Source organism: Marinomonas piezotolerans (assembly GCF_003362755.1).
GTDB lineage: Bacteria > Pseudomonadota > Gammaproteobacteria > Pseudomonadales > Marinomonadaceae > Marinomonas > Marinomonas piezotolerans.
In genome coordinates, this window is record NZ_QKRA01000005.1 from 99653 (window position 1) to 115549 (window position 15897).

Here is a 15897-nt window from a genome sequence, read left to right on the forward strand (position 1 = left end):
ACTTGACCTAGCGCGTAAAAATGAGGACTTTGACAGTTTTCTATTTACAAAAACAAAAAAACATTCAATACTCAGTGTATTAAAAAAAAATGTATTAGTGTCTATAGTACATACATAAATAAAAAAAATGACTATATAGGTGATTGTAATGCTGGCAAACCTAAGTTTTAAGGCCAAACTAACGATACTTTTAGGCGGGGCGATACTTGGTTTTATTATCGTAACCGTAGTGGCATTGAACGGGATGAGCGCACAGACATCCGCCTCAGAACGTTTCGAGTCAATAACCAAAGTTCAGAATGACCTTTCCTCCCTTGTGATTTCAAATATGGCTCTTTATGAGCAGCTGGACAGCTTAAATAACGACACATATGAGCAATTCCTAGCTAGTATCAACGCGAGCTCTGATCAGTTCTCAGCCCTTATCAATGAAGATATAGAGCTGGTACAAAACCCTGAGACCGATGAGGTCCTCTCCACCATTAGTAGTTACCTCAATGATTACACCCAAGCTTTGCATGATCTGGTAACGCTTAAACAAAATATAGGCTTTAATGCGACAGCGGGGTTAAAGGGTGAAATTTCCCAGCTTGGAGAAGACGTTGTCGAAAAAGTGTCATTCTTGAGCCTTATGAAACTGGAGTTTTTACCTGTACGGGAAGCCGAGAAGAACTATATCTTTGAGCCGACGGAAGCAAATCAACAAGCATTTGAAGAGCGCTACAGAAAATTCTACAAACGAGTTGAAAACTTTGGATCAGAAGAGCAATTCGGTGAATTCATCGTTGCTTACTACGAAAAAGTTCAAGCCTATGGCAGCGTTATGGGAGAGCTTGACAATCTTGAAGCTGCCTTTGCGGATATCCGTGATAAATACAACAACGCAACGAATCAAGCGCAAGAGCTACTTCGCTCTGAAGTAATTTCCGCTCGTCAGCAAGCCGCCGCGCAGTCACAACAGGCCAGTATTAGTGTTATTGTTGTCAGTGTTATCGTTGCAGTGTTGGCAGGCCTTATGATGATGGGAATTGGCCGAAGCGTTAATCAAACTCTGGGCCAAATCATTCGCGACTTAAGCAAAGTTAAAAACGGTGACCTGACTGCCCAGCTACCCGTAAACTCCAAACGTAATGATGAATTTGATTCATTATGTGGCTCTGTTAATGAAATGACCAATGGGCTGGGTTCCGTTATTGGAGACGTTGTTCATACAACACGTGACGTCAGCAATATGGTAGCCCAACTAAACAGCGCCGTTGGTAATATCGCTACGAGCAACCGATCTGTGAGTGAGCAAACAAGTTCCTTGGCTGCGGCTACTGAAGAGATTTCGACAACAATTTCTAGCATTTCTCATACAACAGACGAATTAAGCGAGCAATCTAAGCACACTTACGAATCTGCAAAAGTGGGCTCAGACACCATTAAAGGCGCCCTACTTAATCTCGGTAAAACCATCGACGTGGTAAACGATACAGGACGACAGCTAAACGAGTTGGGGCAGTTATCAAAAGACATTGATAACGTGATAGCAATGATTAACGATCTTGCCAATCAGACCAACTTACTCGCTTTGAACGCAGCCATTGAGGCGGCTCGTGCGGGCGAAGCTGGACGGGGCTTCTCAGTCGTAGCGGATGAAGTTCGCTCGCTGGCTGAAAAAACAGTAGATGCAACGGCAAAAATCACAGATATTGTCGGAACTATACAAGTATCAACGCAGTCCGCAATCGACACTATGTCAAGTGGCCAAGAAAACCTGCGCTCGATCGAAGAGTTCAGCGAAAAAGCGGAGCTTGCTATAAGAGAGATTGAGCAAAACGCTCAGACAAGCTCTCAATCCTCAAGTGATATGGCTCGCTCGGTACAAGAAGTTGCTAAAACAGCCGTTCATATGAGTGAAGAGATGGATCGCATTGCGCAGCAATTACAGCGTGACAGTGGCGATATCGATAGTATTGAAGGGAACACTCGTCATATCCATGATCAAGTGTCTGCTCTAGACGATAAAACAAGAGTTTTCACTACCCCTTAACTTACTACAGCTATTACGCTCTCATAAAAAAACCGGCCATTTAGGCCGGTTTTTTGTTGCATCACTCCGCCTAACTTAGAGCTCTACGAACTCTTTTTCCCAGCGCTTGGTTTCTTTTTTGGATGGTCCACCCACAGCATTAACCGCATGGCGTATGCGAGCACGCGTCATATCTGGACCTAGAATTGTCATCGAGTCAAATACCGAAACCGATGCCGTTGTGCCCGATATCGCAACAAATAAAGGTGCAAAGAAATCTTTAGGTTTCACTCCCATTGCTTGTGCAAGGTTTTTCATCTCAGTAAAGATTTTATCTTTTTCCCATGAGCGAAGTGCCTCTAGTTTCCATAGCGCGAACTGAAGTGCTTTACGTAAGGTATCTTCTTCCATTTTAATTTCAGAGAAAGACTCCGCAGTAACATCCAGTTGTCCCTTAAAGAAGAAGCCAGCGACATCTGCGACATCTGAGAACGTCTCTACTCGCGGAATAATCAAAGGCAAAATTGCATTGACGTATTCATGGTTTAACCCCCACTCCGCGAATTTCTGAGCAAAGTCGGTAACTGATAAGTCCTCGCGCAGCCACATACCGTTTAACCATTTGAGCTTCTCTACATCAAACACAGGGCCACCAAGGGACACGCGCTGAATATCAAAGTTATCGATCATCGATTCCAAGGTGAATTTCTCACTTTCATCAGGCATCGACCATCCCATACGACCAAGATAATTGATGACTGCCTCAGGTAAGAACCCCATACGTTGGTAATACAGGATAGAAGTTGGATTTTTACGCTTTGATAACTTTGATTTATCTGGATTACGCAACAACGGCATATGGCACAATGTTGGAATGTCCCAACCAAAGTATTGGTACAGCAAGATATGCTTGGGCGCAGAGTTAATCCACTCCTCACCACGGATTACGTGGGTGATCTTCATCAAGTGGTCATCAACAACATTTGCAAGGTGATATGTCGGCAAACCATCAGCTTTCAGCAACACTTGCATGTCAACTTGCGCCCAGTCAATTTCGATTTCACCACGCAGCATGTCCTGTACAACACAAGTCCCCTCTTCTGGGACTTTCATGCGAATGACATATGGCACACCCGCATCGATCTTCTCTTTAATTTCTTCTTTGCTCAAGTTTAAGGCGCGACCATCGTATTTTTGAGGTAGTCCTTGTTCTTTCTGATCAATACGCATTTGATCAAGCTCTTCAGGCGTTTCAAACGCATAGAATGCGTGGCCTTTATCAACTAGCTCTAGTGCGTAATCTTTGTAAATATCGCCACGCTCACTTTGGCGGTAAGGGCCATGTGGGCCGCCTACATCAGGGCCCTCAGACCAATCTAATCCTAACCAACGTAACGCATCAAGGATCATCTTCTCCGATTCTGGAGTACTGCGTGTCTGGTCTGTATCTTCGATACGTAAAATAAATTCGCCGCCCATTTTCTTAGCAAAAGCCATATTAAACAGTGCGATGTATGCAGTACCAACGTGAGGGTCGCCCGTTGGAGAAGGCGCAATACGAGTTCTTACCTCAGACATATCCTATCTCATTAATTAGATTATTGATGCGCGCTATTATATGCCTGTTAGCCTATTGCAGTAAGGGTCCCATAGCATCTTTTACTCAAAGGGTATTAGGATTTCGTAAAGCAACAGGGTTAACGGCTAGTTAGCGCGAGCTGTGATAAACGAATACCGATTTCAACATCCGTTTTTAATGTCACCATAGAACGTGCAAAAAGGCAGTGATCTAATTGTCCATCTAGCAAACGCCGATATTTATCAGGATAACTATCTAATGTCGCAAACACCTCTTCTATGCTGCTTTTGCCTGCTAGCACTTCAACTGAGGATTTGGGGCCAATCCCCTTAATGCCGGGGATATGGTTTGTCGTATCTCCAACCATTGACCAGTAATCTGGAAGCAACGAACAGCTAATACCATACTTCTGCTCTACCCACTCTGTATCGTAGCCTTGCTTTGCAAAGTAGTCGTATTGCAGCACATAATGATACTTCAACAACTGGGTAAAGCCCTTGTCTGTCGACACGATGATAGAGCGAATATGGTTAGCACTTGCCTTAACCGCTAATGTTGCAATAAGGTCATCCGCTTCCCAACCGCTTAGGCGCAAACACGGCCACCCGTTGTAGCGAAATACTTTAGCAAAACCTGACATCGACTCTAGGAGTGAGTCATCCATGGGTACACGCCCCAACTTGTACTCTGGATAAAGCTCGTGCCGCCAAGTTTTCTCAGGCGAATCAAATACAATAGCCATATGCGTAGGAGAAAACTGGTTAACCAACTTCGCTATGACATCAATGCACAGACTCTGCGTCCGCTCGATACGACGGGCGACATCTTGTTCATTATCCAGTGCCGCATGCAATCGACGCGTCAAATTTAAGCCATCAATTAGTAAAAGTTTATTCGACACATCTACCTTCCACGAAGTGTTCTATTTATTGTGACTTATTCTACAGTATCCTGACGTTCAATTAGTTAACCGCAAGCACACCACGCCACACTTAATTGTAAGGACCACAATATGAAAATGAAATTCGAAGCGCCACTACTTGCCGGCCTCTTGCTCAGTGTACTCAATGCTCATGCAGCGCCAAGTGCTGTCGTTATTGAACAGCACAGCAGTCAGATCAGTGAAACACTGACCGCAAAGTCTCCCCTTAGTTTTACGCCGATGGTAGGGAGTGTTGTCCCAATGGAGCATCACTACTCTTCCTTTCAACTGCCTGAAAACACAAACATTGCACTAAAAAATTGGACCGAACATTTAGGGCAGCCAGTTAGAGTGGAGCACAAACAACGAGACCTATCTCTAGAAGGTACTTTAGAAGCCGTGTCGGGCAACCACTTTACACTAAGCGTCCAACGTGTCGCTGCCCAATACCCTATTTCAGATTTTTACCTTATCCCAAAACTCGCTGCGGTCACTAGCCGAAAGAGTGTCAGTTACCAAGGCTTACTAACCTACCGAACGGAAGAGCTAAGCTGGTCCCCAGAACTCTCTTTAATTGTCGAAGACAACCAAGTTACTCTTGTTCAGCAAGCTAATGTACAAAACCGTTCAGCGAATGACCTTGCGCTTAATGAAGCCCTACTGCATTACAAGTCATCGCGACCAGTACTGCGTCAAATGTCAAAGAATGTTGCTATGATGGAATCGATGGCTGTGCCAGATACACAGTATAACGATAGTGAAATAACGATAGAATTGAGTGGACTGTCGTTACCAGCAACATCTGAAACACTGGTCGACTTAGGCAAGCATACTAGCCCAATAAAACAACGTCATAATGTTGCTAACGTTTACAGTTACAGTTCTCGGTCAACTATTGCACTCGACTTTAATCAAGAAATTCAGTTTGATAGCCCAAAAGACCTCCTCCCAGGCTCTTACACGACGCTATGGCACAAAAAACCCTATTTTCTACATGGCAACTCAGTTGCTTTAACAAATACCCGACAAGGGTCTCCTCTCACTGCAACACTGAATAAAAGCTTAGATATAAAGGGTGAGTTAACCTTAATTTCGGAAACCCAAAATGAAGACTTAACAACTCAAACGTGGGAGCTAACTCTTGAAAACCTCTCGCGACAAAATCAAAGTTATCGCATCACACATCAAACACAACAAACCATCAAAGAAGTTTCGCCCAAGACAATTGAACAGAATACCGCCAATTCTTTGGTTATTGATGGTAGTTTATCCCCCAACAACAGTAATAAGATTCGCTATACCGTAAATCTCCAGAATCGCCGTTAACACCCTAAACTTAGAGCCAACATCCATAAATTGTCGGCTCTAAGTACCATTTTTTACACAATAACCCGCAGGGATTTATTGATTCGGTATGATATTGTCAATAGTCATACAAGATATAGCACCTAGGGTAGTGTCCACTACTAGCGCTGTAAGGTAATATAAATTTATTTCATATTAAGGCCAGAAAAACACCCATGAAAAAGCATATTATCGCGTCATTTGTTGCAGCGGCTATCGCTCTGCCCGCTCATTCGGAAAGCTTGATCCAAGTATACAACTTAGCCAAGGCACATGACCCAAGTCTACGCGCTGCAGCCGCCACCTACCGTGCAGACAAAGAGCAAGTCGAAGTCACACGAGGTAACCTATACCCCAATATTAGTTTTAGCGGAAGTCTAGGCTACTCCAAAACAGATCCAGAGAATTTTAGTGGCTCATACAGCAATGTTCAAAATCAACTGGCTGTGAATTTGGACTATCCAATATACTCCCCCGCGCTTGACTATGGTGTTGATGCTGTAGAGATTTCATTCCAAAATTCTGGTGTCGCCTTTGAGCAAGCTGAAGAAGTATTGGCGTTGGACACACTGGCAGATTTTTTTGACGTATTAACGGCACAAGCAACCCTCAATACCACGAGATCTCAAGTAAAAAGCTACTCTGGGCAGCTGGATCGAGTAAAGAAACAATATGAAGTTGGTTTAGTATCCATTACCGATCTACATGACGCACAAGCGGCCTATGATTCTATTCGGGTGTCCGAGTTACAAGCCGAAGCACAATTAACAATCGCATTGGAATCGCTATACCAACGCACTGGACAGCCTATCAACTCAATACCGCGATTGTCTGAAGACTACCCAATCAATGTACCATCAAACCTAAATGTAAATGATCTGATTCAACGGGCAATGCTTAACAACAAAAGCATCAAAATACTCGACCTTTCAGTCAAAGCCGCTGAAACTAATATTGAGATTCAAAAGGCGAGTGGCCGTACCCCCACTGTCGCCATTACAGGGTCACTCTCGCGAACCGATAATAACTACTCTGATGCACCTGCATCGCTGCAAAGTGGCGCAACAAATGTCGCGTCTATAGGTTTAGGCGTTAAAATACCTTTGTACAGCGGTGGCGCTATTAACGCTTCTGTGCGTCAAGCCACGGCAAGATCAGAAGCGGCATTTGAATCCCGTGCCAGCTCAATACAAAATATCGAACTGAATATTCGAAATGCCGTCCTGCAATTGAAAACGATTGCAGCACAGGTCGATGCACAAAGACAACTTATTACCTCGTCAGAAAGTGCTTTAGAAGCGACTCAAGCTGGCTATGACGTTGGCACACGCAACATTGTGGAATTGCTCGATGCTCAATCAACCTATTTCAATGCGAAGAATACATACGAACAATTACGCTATAATTTTGTATTACAGCAAATCACTCTAAATCAACTAACTGGGGATTTGGATGAATCCAAGATCCAAGAACTTGATAAATGGTTAATTTAACACGTCATCAGGATTAAAATTTCAAAAATGCCCAACACACAGTGTGTGTTGGGCATTTTTTATTCATTCTCACTTGCTAATTAGTTGATCGCATTGAGAAAACAGAACTAGAACTTGATACAGGTTAAATGCATCATCACAGCCAGCCAGCTCGCGAATCGAGTGCATAGCAAACGTTGGCAACCCAATGTCGAGTGTGGCCACCCCGATCTCTCCTGCTGTAATCGGCCCTATTGTACTACCACAGGCCATATCACTGCGAACCACGAATGTTTGCACAGCGAAACCCGCCTCAAGCGCTAGATTTTTGTAAACAGCCGTTGTCTCACTGTTCGTTGCATAACGCTGGTTGTTATTAACTTTAATCACAGCTCCCTTGTTAATAAGTGGCGCATGCAATTGATCATGTTTTGATGCGTAATTGGGATGTAACGCATGAGCATTATCGGCCGAAACCAGCATGGAGCGCTGAATAGCTTGAGTATATTGTTCTGGAGACGGTGTTAAGCGACGCAACACGTCTTCTAGAAATGGTCCATTAGCACCGCATGCGGACTGGCTTCCTACCTCTTCATGGTCTGTACAAATTAGCATTGTTGGACGCTTCTCTTCAGATGCTAACAAGGCTTGCAAACCAACGTAGCAACTCAATAGATTGTCCAAACGCGATGCTGAAATGTACTCTTCCTTTAACCCAGTTACTGCCGCTTTCTGTACATCATAGAGACAAAGCTCGAAACTCAAGACTGACGCCACAGAAACATCCGAATGCTCTCTCCTTATCTGCTCAGTTAAAATGGCCTCAAAATCAAAATCATTATCTGCACCACAAAGAATAGGTAAAATTTCTTCCTGCGGATTGACTTTAAAACCGTCGGAGTTGACACCTCGATTTAGATGAATCGCCACGTTTGGCACCAGTGCAATCGGCTCTTTGAAGTCAATTAAACGGCTCGTCAATATACCGTCTTCTGTTTTAAAGGTAACACGCCCAGCAATGGACAAATCACGATCTAGCCAGGTATGCATCAGCACACCACCGTAAACTTCTACACCCAATTGATGATGACCAAAGCGCTCTAGATGCGCGTTTGGCTTAACTTTTAAACACGGGCTATCGGTGTGAGCACCTATCATACGAAACCCTTGATGCGCGAAATCTAAGCTTGGCGCAGTAAATGCGATAATTGAGGAATCATTGCGCGTCACAAAATAACGGCCACCCTCTGAAATCACCCATTCTTGTTGCTCATCTAGCTCTTCATAACCCGCATCCAACAGACTGTACTTCATTGCGGAAACGGCGTGAAATGGTGTTGGAGAGTCATCAAGAAAAGACAACAGAGATTGATTAAAACTAGCTTGATTCATAATTTCCTGCTAAGTCAATGATATAAAAAAAACGACTTTTTCATAACTGGACTGGTCTTGTGAAGACGAGTCTAATATGATTTTAAAATCACAAACACAAAAGTTAAGAGAACCCATTGCGGATGATTTATAAACGCCTGTTGTCATGCTTGCTACCCAGTATCGCGCTTATTTGCGGTCCCGTATCAGCCTACGAAAAGCTTGAACCGCCACACGACTACGATCAGGTAGCAAAAGAAATCGTCGAAATGTTGGAAAGTGTTCACTATAACAAAACTCCGATAGACGACGAAGTCTCACGCAAAGCCTTCGATCATTATTTGCAAGCACTTGATCCATCACGCAGCTTTTTACTTCAGGAAGACATTGATCACCTTTCTCAATACCGAGATCAACTGGATGATGCTCTCCGTAACGGTGATACGCAACTGGCCTATGACGTGTATAACACTTATCTAGATCGAGCTGAGGTCAGGCTGCATAAAGTGCTGGAAGACATTCCCAGCATGGTTAAATCGTTTGATTACGATCTCGTTGAGTCACTCAATGCTGATCCAGATAGCTTGGAGTGGGCGAAATCCGATGCGGAGCTAGACGATTATTGGCGCAAGCGTATAAAAAACCGTGCCTTAACCATGATGCTTAACGGTAGCAGTGAAGATGAAATCATTGAGGCGGTTGAACGTCGTTATAGCAACCAGCTTAAACAAATTGAACAGACCAACGCTGTGGATGTCTTTCAGAGTTTTGCGAATTCTTTAACTTCTGCACTGGATCCACACACGACTTACTTTGCTCCACGCGCATCAGAAACATTCAACATCAATATGAGCCTGTCATTAGAAGGGATTGGTGCTGTATTGCAAATGGAAGATGATTACACAAAAGTTGTACGTCTTATCCCTGGTGGCCCTGCTGAGGCACAGAAGGAACTCGCCCCTAATGACCGAATCATTGCAGTTGGACAAGAAGGCGAAACACCTGTAGACGTGATCGGTATGCGCCTTGACGACGTGGTCGACATGATACGTGGTGAACGGGGCACAAATGTTATTCTTGAAGTGCTACCGGCGAAAAGCAATGACCAAGCAAGCAAGAAAATCGTTATCAAGCGTGACAAAGTCAAACTTGAAGATCAGTCCGCAAAAAAACAAATCATAGAAGTTGAGCGAGAAGGCAAGATATACAAAGTGGGTGTCATTGAGCTCCCTACCTTCTATTCAGACTTTGCTGCCATCCAGCGTGGAGATCAAAATTATAAGAGTTCAACTCGTGACACGAAAAAACTCATCGAGGAATTACGACAAGAAGGCATTACCGCATTAATTTTAGATCTTCGAAATAATGGCGGTGGATCGTTGCAGGAAGCAAACTCGTTAGCTGGGTTGTTTATTCCAGCTGGACCAATCGTACAAATTCGCGACACCTCAGGGCGCGTCAGTATTTTAGGTGATCAAGATCGCAGTGTTACCTACAGTGGACCACTCGCTGTACTGACTAATCGCATGAGTGCATCGGCCTCTGAGATCGTTGCAGGCGCACTACAAGATTATGGTCGCGCCCTTATACTCGGAGGACAGACATTTGGCAAAGGCACGGTACAAGTGCTGCAAGAGCTCGACAAGGGTCAATTAAAAGTCACACAAGCCAAGTTCTACCGCGTATCGGGCGAAAGTACGCAACATAAAGGGGTTATGCCAGACATTTCATTTCCATCTCTTCTCGATGAGAATAGCGTCGGTGAAAGCGCATTAGATAACCCACTCCCTTGGGACAAAATCCATGACACACGCTACCCCATTTATTGGGACTTTGATCAGTACCTAGATAAGCTAACCAAATTTCACGATCAGCGTATCGAGAGCAGCCCAAACTTTGTTGCGTTAGAAAGTCAAATTAAAGATGTTAAAGCACAGCAGGAACGCTTCTCTAAAATTTCACTTAATGAGCGTGAACGACTGAAACAAAGGGAAGAAGGGGACGCTAGGGAGCTGAAACGAGAAAATACTCGCCGTCGAGCATTAGATCTGCCGACGCTAGACAACATCGAAGATATTGAACCCTTAGAAGATGATGTTTATGCTGAGGAAGCGGCTGAAGTACTCCTAGACTTTATTGCGGTCTATCAAGATAGTCAGAACTAATAAAGTTAGTCGCTCCAATGACTGTGGAGCGACTTTTTCCTTATGGGCATTCGAATCAGAACTTCTTTTTTGCTATCTCAGCCCAGAAGTAATTAACAATATTCAACCCCGCTCTCCTTTGCTCGTATGGCGGAGCCATGATTGAAACAGAAGTACTAGACTTCTTATAAGCAGAATCGCACTTTTGCCATTCTATAGAAATTAACCAATTCGTACTAAAATGCTATGGCTAAAGCTTCTTCTGACCGCAACACAATTGACCTATTTGGCACGAATCGCGGTCGCCCTCGTACTCGCCCAATCACTCGTAAAGATCAACTAAAAGCCAATAAACGCATCCAGCGTGAGAAAGAAAAATCACTAGGATTGAAGCGGGTTGAAATGGTGCTCGACGAAGATACAGTTAAAAAACTCGACATGCTCTGCGAACTGTCAGGGGTGAAACGCTCAGACTGGCTTACTATGCAGATAGCCTTGGCATACAACAAGGCTAAAAAAGTCTCTAAAGCCGAATAAGACTTAGCCATTGGTTAGATAAATCTATTCTCAGCGATGTTGATACACTCACAGCGGCAACCAACTAAGCAAGGAAGCTTTGCAAGTGTACTAAACGGGTAGTACCGCAAATTTTCGCGATATAGCCATTCCCTTAACGTAAGCATTATTCTTTTGAGCCGCCAACCTGATAGAATCAGCACACATCTTTGCGTTACCAACACCTCTCTAACATTGAACCAGAGAGATGCGGCAGCGCTACCTAATAAGGAGATGCCTGAATGGACCGTCACTACCGCACCATTTCTGAACTCCAATAACGATTTAGAACAGCGATCAAGGGTTAACATTATATGTGGTTTAAAAATCTACAGATTTTCCAACTTAAAGACACCGAAGACTTTGACAGCAACGAACTGATCGCAAAAATCCCAGAGCACCCCCTACGCGAATGTGGTTCTCAAGATGAGTTCACTTTCGGCTGGATGCCATTGATCCGCAATAGCGAGCAATGGACGATTACAAGTGATCGGTGCCTATTACTACGTGCGGGAAAAGAAGAAAAAGTACTCCCAAGTGCGGTAGTAAGAGAAGAGCTAGAGAATAAGGTCGCCGAAATTGAGTTAGTCGAAGGTCGAAAAGTTGGCCGTAAAGAAAAGTCCGACCTGAAAGAAGAGTTGGTATTCACATTGCGCCCAAAAGCATTCGCAAAGCGCAGTGACATATGGGCCTACATTGATTTGCAAGCGAAATTACTGGTTCTCAACAGCACGAATGCAGGGATGACAGAACAACTATTTAAGTTACTGCAAACAACACTGGGAAGCTTTCCAATGGTGCCGCTTCAGGCACAAGTATCCCCAGCCAGTATCATGACTGACTGGTTAATAAAAAATGAATTACCCGCTAGCTTAGAGACGGGTGATGAATGTGAGATTCAGGACAGCTCCGAGGACAAAGCCAAAATTCGCTTCAAATCACTAGAGCCCTTATCAGAAGACGTAACACGCCACTTAGAACAAGGTATGAGTGTTAAAAACCTAGCTCTACGCTGGACAGATAAACTGACGTTTGTGCTTAATGATGACTTAACACTTAAAAAAGTAAAATTCGACGATACGCTCAAAGAAAGCGCTTTTAATGATTCGCAGGGTGGCAACCTGTCAGATATGGACGCTAATTTTGCGTTGATGTCACTCACGGTTAGAGAGTTCTTTGATTCTTACAAATTATGGTTTGAAATCTCTGACAGTGAATAATCTTTTCCACAGATTGGGTGGATAACATTGGGGAGAACAATGGCGAAGCCAGTAACCGCAACCTACTGTCGATTATTGTCTATTTTGTCTCCTTTTTTGGACTACCATAACTTAATTTTTTGCATGAATCAGGATCACTATTCATGACTGTAAAACAGAAAGAAACGCAAATAGCTCAACGAGTTACCGTTGTCGGTGCAGTTTGGGATGGCCTATTAGGCATACTAAAAATCATTGTTGGTTACCTTTCTCAGTCACAAGCTTTGATAGCCGACGGAATTCACTCCTTGTCAGATCTTGTCACCGATTTATTTGTTTATATTGCGTCCACTAACGCGAGGCAAGCTCCCGATAAAAATCACCCTTATGGGCATTTAAGATTTGAGACACTCACCACCGTAATATTGGGAGTTGTACTGATTGTTGTCGCAACAGGAATTGCTTTTGAAGCGTTTAATAATGATCTTCAGCCAACTGCCACTTGGTACGGTGTTGGAGCGGTAATCCTTACCATCTTAGTAAAAGAAGCGATTTTCCATTACACCAAACGTGCTGGCGAGCAAATCGGTAGCCGCCTCTTAATTGCCAATGCTTGGCATAGCCGTAGTGATGCACTGTCGTCTCTCGCAGTACTAGCGGGGCTTATTGGAGTTTACTTTGGTTATGCTTGGGCGGACAAAGCTGCCTCGGTAGTGGTTGCATTGCTGATAGGTAAGATTGCGGTTGAGATGATCTGGGAGAATTTAGCTGAACTCGTGGACACTTCTCCGGACCCTAAATTGATCGAGCAAATTAAATCTACTGCGGACAGTCTAAAGGACGTGATGGCTCCTCACGATGTGCGTGCACGCTCTATGGCCGGGAAAATCTTTTTAGACATGCATATCCATGTTCCTGCGACCGCATCGGTGAGTGAGGGGCACTACCTTAGTGATTTAGTTGAATACACCATTCGCAAGGCACACCCTCAAGTACAAGATGTTATGGTGCATGTTGACACTAATGACCATATTCAATCAGACAGCTATACAAATGATCACATCGGAACACGACCTCCGGTGTTACAGATGCCAGCTAGGCATCAGGTATTGGCTGATCTAGGTTTTATTCTACGCACACATCGCGACTATTTGGATTTAGAGCAAACGCAACTGCACTACATCAATAAAACCCTGCATGTTCATATTGTGGCGTGTGCCAGCAAAGCACCATCGGACAACTTAAATCAATTAACCCGAAGCATTGAAATGGATCTCAATAATTTACCTTATGGGTCAGATCACAAAGTCTTCTGGCGCGTAAATTAGTCCTTTGTATCAATATCATCGTCTTCTGGGAGTGATAACTGTTTATTGGTTTTTGCTCCCATAAGGCGTAACCGTTCGGCGCGGCTCATCAAGTTACCACGTCCAATCGTGAGTTTTTTCATGGCCTGTTCATGTGTTCGAGTGAGCGCATCAATGCGTCCGCCAATCTCATCCATATCCTGCACAAAGCCAGCAAATTTGTCATACATAGCACCTGCTTGACGCGCAATTTCAATAGCATTCTGACTCTGTTTTTCATTGCGCCAGATATTTTGCACGGTGCGCAACGTAGCAAGTAAATTTGAAGGCCCCGTAATGATAATGTTATGTTCAAATGCTTCGGAAAACAGCCCGTTCTCAGCCTGTAAGGCCAACCCGTATGCCGCTTCAATAGGCACAAACATAATGACAAAATCAAGTGACTCAACGCCCTTAAGATCTTGGTAATTCTTAGCACTCAGCTCTTTCATGTGGCGACGAATCGCTTCCAAATGCTGACGTAACGCTTGCTGCTTAGCTTGTTCGGTTTCAGCCTCTACATAAGCCAAGTAGCTTACCAATACCATTTTTGAATCAATGATGATTTGTTTATTATCCGGTAGATGAACTATCACATCTGGTTGGTAGCGTTTACCCTCTTCCGTATTGAGCGATACTTGAACATCATATTCACGACCTTTCTCCAGCCCAGACCGTTCCAAGATTCGCTCTAAAATGACTTCTCCCCAACCGCCTTGTATCTTATTTTGTCCCTTGAGCGCTTCGGTTAGATTCATCGCATCATCACTAATACGCTGGTTTAGTTGCTGCAAATTTTTAATTTCACGCACCAATGAAAACCTCTCGCGCGCTTCTTCCGCATAGCTGGTTTCAACGCGCTGCTGAAACTGCTGAATCTGTTGCCCTAGCGGTGATAACAGCGCTTGTAGCTGACGTTCATTTTCTGTCGCCAGATGCGCTCCCTGTTGACGCATAATATCTTGAGCCAATTGTTTAAACTGTGCTTCATTTTGATTTTTCTGCTGCTCTAGGTAATGCTCTTTCTGTTGCCACACTTCCTGCGCTGCGCCAAACTGCTGTTCTAAAGTCAGTGCCTCTTTCTCAAGCTCATGTACTTCCTGTTGAGTACGCTCTAACTGAGCACGAGTCATCTCCAATGTCTTCACAGAATTTTCATGCTCAGCCTGCCACTTACGCTGTATTCTCTGTACAATAGCGGTCGCAAACGCAGCAGTGATGGAAAACCCAATCACAACGCCGAGTGCAATCCATACTGATTGCTGAAGCCAGTCTGTCATATATTTTAATCCGTCATTTTCTTTTAAAAACAATCGCTAAGCGAAGTTTACATGGATTACTACCAGAGCCCAACTCACGAACAACGCTTTGACTTGGAAATTAAAAATAGCCAGTTTATTACCACAATTCGACGCACCAAAGGTCGAGATCAAGCCAAAGCATTTATTGATGAAATGAATCATCGCTACCCTGACGCAAACCATAATTGTTGGGCATTTGTTGCGGGTGCCCCCAACAATGTACATCTATGGGACCAAAGTGACGATGGCGAGCCAAAAGGTACCGCAGGAAAGCCAATGCTCAATGTTCTACAACATTCTAATTTTGGTGAAATTACGGTTGTTGTTACGCGCTACTTTGGCGGCATCAAGCTTGGCGCAGGTGGCTTAGTTCGAGCCTATAGCCAAGCCGTTGTGGAAGCACTCGACCAGTTAGAATGGGAAGAAATTTATCCCCGCCAAAGCGTTTCCATAAAAATTGCCTATCCTATGTTAGGGAAAGTTGAGTATTGGCTTGAAAATAGCGATATCGAAGTTGAAGACAAGCAATTTTCAGACGAAATAGAATGCCGCATCGCTGTCATTGAACGCACATGGGCAGCGAATAAACAAGCTCTGATCGATATGTGTCAGGGTAACATCACGATAATTGAAGACGACAAAGAGTAACT

The 15897-nt window shown here is 44.0% G+C and carries 12 protein-coding genes; 8 read left to right on the forward strand and 4 right to left on the reverse strand.

What is annotated here, in order from left to right; genetic code table 11:
* Positions 1-148 precede the first annotated feature (148 nt).
* Positions 149-2035 carry a methyl-accepting chemotaxis protein gene (locus DN730_RS11945; RefSeq protein ID WP_115468373.1) on the forward strand — a complete coding sequence of 629 codons (1887 nt, stop codon included), beginning with the start codon at positions 149-151 and terminating at the stop codon, positions 2033-2035.
* Between the two features lie 75 nt (positions 2036-2110).
* On the opposite strand, the gene gltX is transcribed toward DN730_RS11945, so the two are convergent.
* Together gltX and DN730_RS11955 are read right to left on the reverse strand one after the other, a co-directional pair.
* A complete protein-coding gene (gltX, locus tag DN730_RS11950) occupies positions 2111-3592 on the reverse strand; it encodes a glutamate--tRNA ligase (protein WP_115468374.1) in 1482 nt (493 codons plus the stop codon).
* Between the two features lie 119 nt (positions 3593-3711).
* Positions 3712-4494 carry a 5'-3' exonuclease H3TH domain-containing protein gene (locus DN730_RS11955; protein WP_115468375.1) on the reverse strand — a complete coding sequence of 261 codons (783 nt, stop codon included), beginning with the start codon at positions 4492-4494 and terminating at the stop codon, positions 3712-3714.
* Positions 4495-4605: 111 nt separating this feature from the next.
* Here DN730_RS11955 and DN730_RS11960 point away from each other — a divergent pair, with 111 nt between their 5' ends.
* Both DN730_RS11960 and DN730_RS11965 read left to right on the forward strand, forming a co-directional pair.
* Positions 4606-5841, forward strand: a complete 1236-nt coding sequence (locus DN730_RS11960) for a hypothetical protein (RefSeq protein ID WP_115468376.1) — start codon at positions 4606-4608, stop codon at positions 5839-5841.
* 194 nt (positions 5842-6035) lie between these two features.
* Positions 6036-7352 (forward strand): TolC family outer membrane protein, encoded by a 1317-nt coding sequence (locus DN730_RS11965; protein WP_115468377.1) that lies wholly within the window; start codon positions 6036-6038, stop codon positions 7350-7352.
* A gap of 69 nt (positions 7353-7421) precedes the next feature.
* Here DN730_RS11965 and DN730_RS11970 read toward each other — a convergent pair whose 3' ends face one another.
* Complete coding sequence (locus tag DN730_RS11970) at positions 7422-8723, reverse strand: M18 family aminopeptidase (protein ID WP_115468378.1); 1302 nt, start codon at positions 8721-8723, stop codon at positions 7422-7424.
* A 122-nt stretch (positions 8724-8845) separates the two neighbouring features.
* Here DN730_RS11970 and DN730_RS11975 point away from each other — a divergent pair, with 122 nt between their 5' ends.
* From DN730_RS11975 to DN730_RS11990, 4 genes are all read left to right on the forward strand, one after another.
* Positions 8846-10867 carry a carboxy terminal-processing peptidase gene (locus DN730_RS11975; protein ID WP_115468379.1) on the forward strand — a complete coding sequence of 674 codons (2022 nt, stop codon included), beginning with the start codon at positions 8846-8848 and terminating at the stop codon, positions 10865-10867.
* A gap of 225 nt (positions 10868-11092) precedes the next feature.
* Positions 11093-11383 carry a LexA regulated protein gene (ybfE, locus tag DN730_RS11980; protein WP_115468380.1) on the forward strand — a complete coding sequence of 97 codons (291 nt, stop codon included), beginning with the start codon at positions 11093-11095 and terminating at the stop codon, positions 11381-11383.
* Between the two features lie 332 nt (positions 11384-11715).
* Positions 11716-12621 carry a recombination-associated protein RdgC gene (locus DN730_RS11985; protein WP_115468381.1) on the forward strand — a complete coding sequence of 302 codons (906 nt, stop codon included), beginning with the start codon at positions 11716-11718 and terminating at the stop codon, positions 12619-12621.
* A 143-nt stretch (positions 12622-12764) separates the two neighbouring features.
* Entirely contained in the window at positions 12765-13928 is a 1164-nt protein-coding gene (locus tag DN730_RS11990; protein WP_115468382.1) for a cation diffusion facilitator family transporter, read from the forward strand.
* Here the strand turns inward: DN730_RS11990 and rmuC are convergent.
* Positions 13925-15226, reverse strand: coding sequence for a DNA recombination protein RmuC (gene rmuC / locus DN730_RS11995; RefSeq protein WP_115468383.1), 1302 nt, complete (start codon positions 15224-15226; stop codon positions 13925-13927). The two genes, DN730_RS11990 and rmuC, sit on opposite strands and share 4 nt — an antisense overlap.
* A 51-nt stretch (positions 15227-15277) precedes the next feature.
* Here rmuC and DN730_RS12000 point away from each other — a divergent pair, with 51 nt between their 5' ends.
* The gene (locus tag DN730_RS12000; RefSeq protein WP_115468384.1) at positions 15278-15895 is read left to right on the forward strand and encodes a YigZ family protein; all 618 of its coding nucleotides are present in this window, start codon (positions 15278-15280) and stop codon (positions 15893-15895) included.
* Positions 15896-15897 lie beyond the last annotated feature (2 nt).

Bases quoted from the DNA above. Each gene is read 5' to 3' on its own strand.
- DN730_RS11945 (WP_115468373.1), top strand. From the start codon at position 149: ATGCTGGCAAACCTAAGTTTTAAGGCCAAACTAACGATACTTTTAGGC.
- gltX (WP_115468374.1), bottom strand. From the start codon at position 3,592: ATGTCTGAGGTAAGAACTCGTATTGCGCCTTCTCCAACGGGCGACCCT.
- DN730_RS11960 (WP_115468376.1), top strand. From the start codon at position 4,606: ATGAAAATGAAATTCGAAGCGCCACTACTTGCCGGCCTCTTGCTCAGT.
- DN730_RS11965 (WP_115468377.1), top strand. From the start codon at position 6,036: ATGAAAAAGCATATTATCGCGTCATTTGTTGCAGCGGCTATCGCTCTG.
- DN730_RS11970 (WP_115468378.1), bottom strand. From the start codon at position 8,723: ATGAATCAAGCTAGTTTTAATCAATCTCTGTTGTCTTTTCTTGATGAC.
- DN730_RS11975 (WP_115468379.1), top strand. From the start codon at position 8,846: ATGATTTATAAACGCCTGTTGTCATGCTTGCTACCCAGTATCGCGCTT.
- ybfE (WP_115468380.1), top strand. From the start codon at position 11,093: ATGGCTAAAGCTTCTTCTGACCGCAACACAATTGACCTATTTGGCACG.
- DN730_RS11985 (WP_115468381.1), top strand. From the start codon at position 11,716: ATGTGGTTTAAAAATCTACAGATTTTCCAACTTAAAGACACCGAAGAC.
- DN730_RS11990 (WP_115468382.1), top strand. From the start codon at position 12,765: ATGACTGTAAAACAGAAAGAAACGCAAATAGCTCAACGAGTTACCGTT.
- rmuC (WP_115468383.1), bottom strand. From the start codon at position 15,226: ATGACAGACTGGCTTCAGCAATCAGTATGGATTGCACTCGGCGTTGTG.
- DN730_RS12000 (WP_115468384.1), top strand. From the start codon at position 15,278: ATGGATTACTACCAGAGCCCAACTCACGAACAACGCTTTGACTTGGAA.